General features: G+C 70.5%; 8 protein-coding genes. 4 read left to right on the top strand and 4 right to left on the bottom strand.

Annotation, left to right across the window (positions count from 1 at the left end; translation table 11 throughout):
- Positions 1–148 precede the first annotated feature (148 nt).
- A complete protein-coding gene (locus ACWD3D_RS04785; protein WP_451459482.1) occupies positions 149–628 on the top strand; it encodes an NUDIX domain-containing protein in 480 nt (159 codons plus the stop codon).
- Position 629: 1 nt separating this feature from the next.
- On the opposite strand, the gene ACWD3D_RS04780 is transcribed toward ACWD3D_RS04785, so the two are convergent.
- Positions 630–1,922, bottom strand: coding sequence for a globin domain-containing protein (locus ACWD3D_RS04780; protein ID WP_451459481.1), 1,293 nt, complete (start codon positions 1,920–1,922; stop codon positions 630–632).
- A gap of 350 nt (positions 1,923–2,272) precedes the next feature.
- On the opposite strand from ACWD3D_RS04780, the gene ACWD3D_RS04775 reads away from it, so the two are divergent.
- On the top strand, positions 2,273–3,166 hold the full coding sequence (locus ACWD3D_RS04775; protein WP_451459480.1) for a GNAT family N-acetyltransferase: 894 nt from the start codon (positions 2,273–2,275) through the stop codon (positions 3,164–3,166).
- Between the two features lie 82 nt (positions 3,167–3,248).
- On the opposite strand, the gene ACWD3D_RS04770 is transcribed toward ACWD3D_RS04775, so the two are convergent.
- Both ACWD3D_RS04770 and ACWD3D_RS04765 read right to left on the bottom strand, forming a co-directional pair.
- Positions 3,249–3,677 (bottom strand): GlcG/HbpS family heme-binding protein, encoded by a 429-nt coding sequence (locus ACWD3D_RS04770; RefSeq protein WP_451459479.1) that lies wholly within the window; start codon positions 3,675–3,677, stop codon positions 3,249–3,251.
- 95 nt (positions 3,678–3,772) lie between these two features.
- A complete protein-coding gene (locus ACWD3D_RS04765) occupies positions 3,773–4,987 on the bottom strand; it encodes an MFS transporter (protein WP_451459478.1) in 1,215 nt (404 codons plus the stop codon).
- Positions 4,988–5,124: 137 nt separating this feature from the next.
- Between ACWD3D_RS04765 and ACWD3D_RS04760 the strand changes: the two genes are divergently transcribed.
- Together ACWD3D_RS04760 and ACWD3D_RS04755 are read left to right on the top strand one after the other, a co-directional pair.
- Positions 5,125–5,583 (top strand): MarR family winged helix-turn-helix transcriptional regulator, encoded by a 459-nt coding sequence (locus ACWD3D_RS04760; protein ID WP_451459477.1) that lies wholly within the window; start codon positions 5,125–5,127, stop codon positions 5,581–5,583.
- Positions 5,584–5,649: 66 nt separating this feature from the next.
- Positions 5,650–6,102: an N-acetyltransferase family protein gene (locus ACWD3D_RS04755; RefSeq protein WP_451459476.1), complete on the top strand. Its 453-nt coding sequence runs from the start codon at positions 5,650–5,652 to the stop codon at positions 6,100–6,102.
- Between the two features lie 250 nt (positions 6,103–6,352).
- On the opposite strand, the gene ACWD3D_RS04750 is transcribed toward ACWD3D_RS04755, so the two are convergent.
- Positions 6,353–7,735 carry a serine hydrolase domain-containing protein gene (locus tag ACWD3D_RS04750; protein ID WP_451459475.1) on the bottom strand — a complete coding sequence of 461 codons (1,383 nt, stop codon included), beginning with the start codon at positions 7,733–7,735 and terminating at the stop codon, positions 6,353–6,355.
- Between the last annotated feature and the right edge of the window lie 19 nt (positions 7,736–7,754).

Here is a 7,754-nt window from a genome sequence, read left to right as displayed (position 1 = left end):
CACGGAGGAACTCTCCGTGCGCACCGGAGCCTTTCCCGCTTCCGCGTGGGCGCGGGCGCGTCCGGGAGGCGGATGGGTGCCGGCGCCCGCCACCTGCGAAACGGCCGCCAGGAGTTTCGGATGGGTGCGGGCGGGCCACTCTCTTGCCATGACCGAACGCCCTGTGGTCAAGCGCACCGCACGCGCCATCCTGCTCGACGGCGACCGACTCGTCCTGATCAAGCGGACCAAGCCAGGGGTGGACCCCTACTGGGTGACACCAGGCGGCGGGGTCGAACCCGAGGACGCGACCGTCGTCGATGCCCTGCACCGGGAGATCGACGAGGAGCTGGGAGCCAAGATCGTCGATGTGGTGCCCTGCTTCGTCGACACCGTCGAACACATCGCGGACGACGGGCCGGCCGGGGTGAAGGTCCAGCACTTCTTCGTCTGCCGACTGGCGTCGATGGACCTCTCCAAGCGCCACGGCCCCGAGATCGAGGCCCCCTGCGGGGAGTACGAGATCGTCCGCATCCCCTTCAGCCGGGTCGGGATCGCGGCAGTCCACCTCGTCCCGCTCTCCCTCCGCCACTACCTGGACGGCAACATCGAGGGCGTACGGGCCATGCACGCACCCGACCTGGGCTGATTCAGGCCGGGTCGGTCCGTACCTGCTCCTCGACGGTGTCGTGGTGAATGCGCTCCGCCGGGATGCCCACGTCCCGCAGGGCGCGCACGCCGCTACGGATCATGCCGGGCGGACCCGCCAGATAGGCGTCCCGTTCGTCCCACGGCCCGGTCTCCCGTACCGCCTGCGGGATCTCTCCGGTCCGGCCACGGGTCGGGCCGCTCTCGACGACCGGGTGCACAGCGAGCCAGGGGTAGGTCCGCTGGAGGCGCAGCAGGGCGTCGAGGTCGTAGAGGTCACGCTCGTTGCGCGCCCCGCAGAAGACGTCGACGCGCCGGCGGTCGCCGTGTTCGGCGACGTCCTCGACCAGCGCCCTGATGGGCGCCATGCCCGTGCCGCCACCGAGGCAGAGCAGCCCGGTGTGGGTGGTGTGGTCGACCGTCATCGACCCCGCCGGTGCGCCGAGCCGCAGCATGTCGCCGGGGGCCGCCCGGTGCACCAGGGCCTGGGAGACCCAGCCGGCCTGGACCGCTCTGACGTGAAAGGTGAGCAGGCCGTCGGGGCGCGGCGCGGAAGCGAAGGAGTACTGCCGCCAGACACGCGGCCACCAGGGTGTCTCCACCGCCGTGTACTGCCCGGCGCGGAAGGCGTAGGCACGGTCGGGCCGCACGGTGATCACCGCGATGTCCGGGGTTCTCCGCTCGTGCGCGACCACCTCGGCCTGCCACCAAGCCGGAGAACGTGTCTCCTCCTCGGCCGCCGCGTCGATCATGATCTGCGAAATGGCCGTGTAGGCCCGGACCCAGGCGGCCTCGCTCTCGCTGTCCCAGGTGACGGGAGCGTGGCGGCGCACCGCGGCCAGCAGGGCTTCTCCGAAAGCGGGATAGTGCGTGGGCTGCGTGCCGTACCGACGATGCCCCCTCCCCAGGTCCGACAGGTACGCGGTCAGCGCCACCCGGTCGTCGAAACGGTGGGCCGCGGTCAGCAGAGTGTGGAAGAGCCGTTCACGCTGCGCGTCCATGGCCGCCGGGAACATCTCTCGCAGTTCGGGACGGCCCAGGAAGAGCACCGCGTAGAAGTGCGCCGTCGCCCGGTCTGCGCGCGGACCGATCTCCGCCAGATTCCGTCGGATCAGTACCGCGTCGGCCGACGGTTCGCCGTGCTGCGCAGGGGCGGCGGGTTCGCCGTGCGGCGGGAGGGCCGGCCGGTGGAAGCCGGCGCGATGGGGGGCCGCGGCCCGAGCCGCACGGAGCGGCCGGGGTGGAGTGGGCGGCTGCGGAGATCCGGCAGCCGGATCACCGGTCGGAGCGTCCATGACTGTGCCTCGCCTCGAACTGTCTCTCGGTCGACTGAATGGCCCGACACTGTTCGCGACTCCCCAGCTCGAAGTCTGCCGGATTCTTCGCCACAACGGACACATAACGGGAATTCCGGCACGCCCAGCCGCCGCTACTCGGTACTCGGTGGTGTTTCACGTGAAACACGCGGCGCGGGCGCCGTCCCCCTGGGCTCGTCCGCTGCGGCACCGACACCGCCTCGCACCCAGCACCTCACACCGGCACGCGGAGGGAAGCCGAGCCACCCGGAACAGGCACGGAAAAACCTTGGCGAAGGAAGAGACAAAAAGGTGGACGGGCCGCCGCCAAGTCGGACAGCCTGGCTCACATGCCCAGCACCCGGCCCGCCCTGCCCGACACCCTGCCCATCCGGCTTCTCACCCGGGGCGACTTGGTCGCCTGTGCCGATCTCAGCGAGGACCGGGGTTGGCCCCGGGACGAACACCGATGGGGCCTGCTCCTCGCGGCGGGTACGGGCTACGGCATCGACGACCCCACCGGCAAGGGGCTGGCGGCCGCCTGTGTGGTGACCTCCTACGGGCCGACCCACGCCGCGCTCGGCATGATGCTGGTCGCGCAACGGTTCGCACGACAGGGCGCGGGCCGTCGTCTGCTCGTCCACGTTCTGGCAGCACACGACGAGACACCCCTGACCCTCTTCGCGACGGATCAGGGCCGCCCCCTCTACGAGGAGCTCGGTTTCGCCGTCGTGGGGAGTGTGGAGAGGTTGGTCGGACGGTTCCTGGAGGACGTACGGGCCGAGGCCGACGGAGGCGCGGACGACTCGTCCGTGACAACGACGCGTCGGGCGGCGGCCCGGGATCTGCCGGCGGTCATGGCGCTCGACGCCTCGGTCTTCGGCAGCGAGCGGACGCAGATGCTCGCCCGGTTGCCCGCCTTCTCGGATCACTTCCGGGTCGCCGAGCGGGCGGGTGAGCTGGTGGGGTTCGCGGCGCTCTGGCCCAGCGACGGGAGCCATGTGATCGGGCCGCTCATCGCACCGGACACGGACACCGCGAAGGCGCTGGTGGCCTCGCTCGCCTCCGATACGGAGCTCACCTTGCGGGCGGAGATCGACATCCGCCACACCGAGCTGCGCCGCTGGCTCACCGAGCACGGCCTGACGGCCGTGTCCAACACGACGCTGATGGCCAAGGGGTGCCCGGACGTGCCCGGCGACTGGAGCCGCAGATTCGCACCGCTGACCGTCGCGACGGGCTGACGGGTCAGCCGCTCCGCCACGACTGCCGGGTCAGCGGAACGCTCCGCGGCCGGACCGGCCGCGGAGCGTCGGGAAGGAGCCGTCAGACCAGCGAGGCCACTGCGCCGCTGGCGAATCCGTGGTCCTGCTCGGGCGCACCGCCACCGACACCCACGGCGCCGATCAACTGACCGTCACGGTGCACCGGCACCCCGCCCGCGATGAAGAGCAGCGGACGGTCGAGCGCGGTCGTCAGCGAGTGGAAGATCCCGCCGGGCTGGACCGCGTCCACGAGGTCGGCCGTGGGTGAGTTGAGCTGAAGGGCCGTGTAAGCCTTGCGGGTGCTGGTCTCACCCGCGATGAGGACGGCACGGTCGTCCCGGCGGAAGGCGAGCAGGTGCCCACCGGCGTCGAGAACGGTGACGGCGGCTGCGACACCGGCCGCCTCGGCGGCGGTACGGGCCGCCTCGATCAGCGCCTCCGCGTCCTCGATGGTGAGCGGCGAGACGGCGGTACGGGTGGTGGTGCTCAAGGTGTTCTCCTGCGTGATGCGTGATGCGGTGAATGACGTGATGCGTGATGCGGTGAGTGGTACGGGCGGCCGTGGGGACGGCCGGGGGAGAGAAGTCAGGACTGGGCCGGGGCGGGCACGGCGGCCGGTTCGGGGATGTGGGTGGCGACGATCCGGCCGTCCCGCGCCCGGTGGCGTTCCAGCAGACTGGAGACCACGGCGAGGATCAGGGCGGCTGCCGCGAGTGCGGCACCGACCCAGTTGGGCGCGGTGTAGCTGAAGCCGGCCGCGATCACCATGCCGCCGAGCCAGGCGGAGAGCGCGTTGCCCAGGTTGAAGGCGCCGATGTTGACCGCCGAGGCCAGCGTCGGAGCACCCGAAGCCTGGTCCAGCACCCGCTTCTGCAGGGGCGGCACGGTGGCGAATCCCAGGGCGCCGATGAGGACGACGGTGACGGCTGCGGCAACCTTGTTGTGCGCGGTCACGGTGAACAGGGCGAGCACGACCGCGAGGGCCCCGAGCGTGACGAAGAGCATCGGCATCAGATGCCGGTCCGCGAACTTTCCGCCCAGCAGGTTGCCGGCCACCATGCCGATCCCGAAAAGGACCAGCAGCCAGGTGACCGAGGACGGCGCGAAGCCGGCGATCCCGGTCATCATCGGGGTGATGTAGGTGATCGCGGCGAAGACGCCGCCGAAGCCCAGCACGGTCATGGCCATGGCCAGCAGGACCTGCACGTTCCGGAAGGCCGCCAGCTCATGACGGAGCCGTACGCCTTCGGGACGGGGCTGCTCGGGTACGAGCTTCGCCACGCCGAGCAGGCCGAGCACGCCGAGGGCGGCGACCACGAGGAAGGTGACCCGCCAGCCGGCGGTCTGACCGATGTACGTGCCCAGCGGAACACCGACCACGTTGGCGACGGTGAGTCCGGTGAACATCATGGCGATGGCACCGGCCTTCTTCTGCGGGGCCACCAGATCGGCCGCGACGACCGATCCGATGCCGAAGAAGGCTCCGTGGGCGAGCGAGGCGATCACGCGTCCGACGATCATGACACCGAAGACGGGGGCCAGGGCCGACACGATGTTGCCGATGATGAAGAGGCCCATCAGCAGCATCAGCATGCGCTTGCGGCTGACCTTGGTGCCCAGCAGCGTCATGAGCGGGGCGCCCACGACCACACCGAGCGCGTACCCCGTGACCAGGAAGCCCGCGGCCGGGATGGACACCTGGAAGTCCGCGGCCACCTCGGGGAGCAACCCCATGATCACGAACTCGGTGGTCCCGATTCCGAAAGCCCCGATGGCGAGGGCGAGGAGCGCTAGCGGCATGGGTTCACCTCTCCTGAAGATTGCGTCTGCGCCTTACGAGCGTCCACAATAATTGCAGGCGCTGGTTAATTGCAAGCGCGGGCTATTGCATGCGTCCCCTATCCTGGAGGCAAGCAGCTCCCTACGGAGGAGAGACGATGACCGCCACCGACCCCGCCCTGACCGCCCTTTCCCAGGGCTGGTGCGCTCTTTCCCTGCTGCACGGGAAGATCGAGGCGCACATCGAGCGGGCCCTGCAGGCCGGTCACGACCTCAGCGTCCGCGAGTACTCCCTGTTGGACGTACTGAGCCGACAGCACCAGGGGCCTGGTGGCCATCTCCAGATGAAGCAGGTGGCCGACGCGGTCGTGCTGAGCCAGAGCGCCACCACGCGCCTGGTGACCCGACTGGAGGACAGGGGACTGCTCACCCGGTACCTCTGCGACACGGACCGCCGGGGCATCTACACCGACGTGACCGAGGCGGGCACCGCCCTGCTCGCCGAGGCCCGTCCCACCAATGACACCGCCCTGCGGGCCGCCCTGGACGAAGCGGCCGAACTCCCCGAACTGGCGCCGCTCGTCAGGGCGGTCGAAGGGCTCAAGGTCCCGGCGTAGGCGGATTCCCTGCGGACAGACGGTGCACGGTGTCCCTCCGGGCAGGCGCTGCATAGGGTGTTGATCATGAAGGAACTGCTGATACGGCCCGCGACTCTGGCCGACATCCCGACCATCGTCGCGCTTCTCGCTGACGACCCATTGGGCGCACAGCGAGAGTCTCCCGACGACCTGTCACCGTACGAGAAGGCGTTCCACCGGCTCGCGGACGACGCACATCAGTATCTGATGGTCGCCGTGCGCGGCGACCGGGTGGTGGGTACGGCCCAACTCACCATCGTCCCCGGTCTGTCACGGCGTGGCGCCACCCGTTCCGTCATCGAGGGGGTCCGGGTGCACAGCGAGGAGCGCGGCAACGGGCTCGGAACGCGGCTGATCCAGTGGGCCGTCGACGAATCCCGCCGCCAGGAGTGCCAGTTGGTCCAGCTGACTTCCGACGTCTCCCGGACAGACGCTCACCGCTTCTACGAGCGACTCGGCTTCACCCCGAGCCACGTGGGCTTCAAGCTCGCGCTCTGATCGTTCCGTGCGTCGTGCACCCCCATGTTCCCGCTCGCCCTCGTGCCCTCCCGCACGGTTCCGCCCACCCTCGCGCCCGCCCGCACGGTTCCGCTCGCCATCGTGCCCTCCCGCACGGTCCCTCCGACGAGGTTCACCGGGCCACCTCCCCTGCTGGGCACCGTCGGACGAGGCACCCAGCAGGACTCACGGCTGACGGTCCGGTGTTTCACGTGAAACGCGCCCGGGCCCGCGCCGCCGGAAGCACCACTCAGCGAGCCAGCCCTCGCCAGCCCTCCGGGTCCACGCCCCCGGGGATGTCCGCCGCGGCATCGTACGGCTCACGGGTGAAGACGAAGGAACCCAGGTCCAGGTGGGCTACCGCTCCGTCGGTGTCCCGAACGATCCGCAGCCGCTCCCCCGCGTGATAGCCGCTGAGCCCGGTCCAACCGCCGTCCCGCTCCGCCCGGAACTTCGCCCCCCTGCCCGTCCCCGCCAGCGGGGCCAGTTCCAGACCACGGTCCTCGAGCAGCTTCACCACGTACCGCTGGGTCCCCCAGTACCAGGGCCCGGTCAGGGCCAGCAGGTCCTGGTCGACCTCGGGCAGCGGACGCCAGGGCTCCGGGATGCAGGGCTCCGCCTCCGCGACGATCCGAACGAGGTCCTGGGCCACCTCGGTGATCGGAGGGCCTGAGGTCGCGTTGGTGAGCACGACAGCCGCCACGTCGTCCTCCGCGCACACCCAGAGGCAGGCCAGGAAACCGGGCAGGGAGCCGGAGTGCCCGAACAGGGTGCGTCCGTCCCGGCGCACGACCTGGAGCCCGAGCCCGTACGTGCCCGTCCAGTCGCCACTCTCCAGCGGCACCGAGGGAGCACGCATCTCCCGGACCGACGCGGCGCTCAGGACCCGGTCGTCCCCTTCGGCGAGGAAGCGGGCGAAGCCGAGGAGGTCCTCCACGGTCGACCAGAGCTGGCCGGCCGGGGCCATCAGCCCCAGATCGTGGCTCGGTTCGGGCAGCATCACGTCGGCCCAGGGGTGCACCGCCCAGCCTCCCGCATGAGGCGCCTGAGGCCCCACGCTCGTACGGAGCATCCCCAAAGGCTCCAGGATCTCGCGCCGCAGTACCGACTCCCAGGAGTCCCCGCGAACAGCCTCGACGAGGGAACCGAGCACGGTGTATCCGGGGTTCGAGTAGTGGTGCCGGAGACCGGCCGGGTACCGGAAGGGCTGCTCGCCCAGGACGGCGGCCAGGTCCGGGCGGGTCTCACCAGGCGTCCGCTCCCACCACGGGGACGGCGTCTCGGCGGTGATCCCGGCGCCGTGGCCGAGAAGCTGGCGGATGCTCACCCCTGCGACCCCGGAGCCGGGCAGGTGCTTCTGTACCTGGTCGTCCAGATCGAGCAGCCCCTCGTCCCTCAGCCGGAGCACCAGGACGGCGGTGAAGGTCTTGGTGATCGAGCCGATCCTGTACTGCGTATCGCTGTCGGGCTCATGTCCGTCGACACAACTGCGCCCCCCGCTCCACCCGATCCGCCCGTCCCGCAGCACTCCGGCCACCATCGAGGGGGTGCGCCCCTCCCGCTGGGCGGTGGCGGTGCGGTGCAGCAGGGCCCGACGGGTGGCCGGAAGCAGTTCTTCGTTCCATGACGTCATGGAACGAAGAATGGTGGAA

It is taken from the genome of Streptomyces sp. NPDC002690 (assembly GCF_053592415.1).
The sequence above is the reverse complement of the archived record's forward strand: the minus strand, read 5'-3'. Positions and strand labels throughout refer to the sequence as shown.

Excerpts from the sequence above, each read along its gene's own strand:
- ACWD3D_RS04750 (WP_451459475.1), bottom strand. The coding sequence starts at position 7,735 with ATGACGTCATGGAACGAAGAACTGCTTCCGGCCACCCGTCGGGCCCTG.
- ACWD3D_RS04765 (WP_451459478.1), bottom strand. The coding sequence starts at position 4,987 with ATGCCGCTAGCGCTCCTCGCCCTCGCCATCGGGGCTTTCGGAATCGGG.
- ACWD3D_RS04785 (WP_451459482.1), top strand. The coding sequence starts at position 149 with ATGACCGAACGCCCTGTGGTCAAGCGCACCGCACGCGCCATCCTGCTC.
- ACWD3D_RS04780 (WP_451459481.1), bottom strand. The coding sequence starts at position 1,922 with ATGGACGCTCCGACCGGTGATCCGGCTGCCGGATCTCCGCAGCCGCCC.
- ACWD3D_RS04755 (WP_451459476.1), top strand. The coding sequence starts at position 5,650 with ATGAAGGAACTGCTGATACGGCCCGCGACTCTGGCCGACATCCCGACC.
- ACWD3D_RS04760 (WP_451459477.1), top strand. The coding sequence starts at position 5,125 with ATGACCGCCACCGACCCCGCCCTGACCGCCCTTTCCCAGGGCTGGTGC.
- ACWD3D_RS04775 (WP_451459480.1), top strand. The coding sequence starts at position 2,273 with ATGCCCAGCACCCGGCCCGCCCTGCCCGACACCCTGCCCATCCGGCTT.